General features: G+C 58.3%; 1 protein-coding gene. It reads left to right on the top strand.

What is annotated here, in order from left to right:
- Positions 1-1,087, top strand: a 1,087-nt coding sequence (locus VQ045_RS21765) for a hypothetical protein (RefSeq protein ID WP_331831615.1), incomplete at its 5' end; no start/stop codon positions are given.
- Between the last annotated feature and the right edge of the window lie 4 nt (positions 1,088-1,091).

The raw sequence follows: 1,091 nt of genomic DNA, 5'->3' as shown, positions 1-1,091 counted from the left end.
TCGCCCACTGCTGCGCAGCTTGGAACAAGCTCGTCGATCAGCCCTGGAAAATCACGTCCATCGGAATGCGAGATTGGGCGCATGGGTCTTGATCAGCGCCCGTTGGTATTATGATCTGCCAGCACTGGTCGATGATCTTCGACGCTCGGACTATAGTCCGCCGAAGAATGTCCTCGATATAGGCGACGCGATCCGCCTAGCCGTTGGCCGCTCTAAGGATGACGGAGGTGAGAGACTCTGGAATATTTGGTCGGCGCTTAAGCGCCAGTTCGACACAAAGGCGGACGCCGTGACCTTTGAGTTGGTCGCGATCTCCAGGATCGACAGGCCTGAACCGGAGGAGCTTTCGCGCCTGCTCAGTGCAGCGTTGATTGCGCTTGAGCGCTTATGGACCGATCTCCTTGAGCGGCTCGGACGTACCGGTGAGCTCGAGCGGCTAGTCAAGGTGGAGTGGCCCCTGCAGAGCCTTTTCGCGTATCGCCAGTTCCGTGGCGTGCGAGTAGATGGGCAAGGCGCGGGGGATCTCCTTGCCCGCATCTCGGCCGAGAAATATTCCGCCTATCGGGAAGTGGCACAGACCCTCAAAAAGAGTCCGACCGGACTGAACTTTTGGAACATCCACCCCTATCTCTCGCGCACCGATGTTGCGCATCTTGCGGATGTCGATGCGGGCGGCCGCCTGCAGGGTGCCTTTGAGATTGCAAAGTCACGCTCCCGGTTCGCTTCAGCCTTCCTCGCCCTATTCAAAGCGAGCCGCGATGAGGCGATCGTGCGTCGAGCTGCGGGAGGGGAAGGACGCATTTACCCGATTTTCGGCGTGCTGGGGACGATTAGTGCACGAATTCTCGTTTCAGATCCTTACCTTCAACAGCTCCGTCGGTCCTATCGGTCGTTGATTGCCGCAGAGCCGAACACGAGGCTTATCTATCTTGATTATTCTCAGTTCGAGCCGGGTATCCTAGCGGGCCTCTCCGGCGATGAGGGGATGTCCCGAAGTTTGTTGAACTTCGTTGAGCGGCGATGCCGGGTTGAACGTTACGCGGCCCTCGATGCAGGGGCAATGAACTTTTCGGCATTTTGGCGCTGATGGG

The organism is Aurantimonas sp. E1-2-R+4, assembly GCF_036549515.1.
Lineage (GTDB): Bacteria > Pseudomonadota > Alphaproteobacteria > Rhizobiales > Rhizobiaceae > Aurantimonas > Aurantimonas coralicida_A.
The sequence above is the reverse complement of the archived record's forward strand: the minus strand, read 5'-3'. Positions and strand labels throughout refer to the sequence as shown.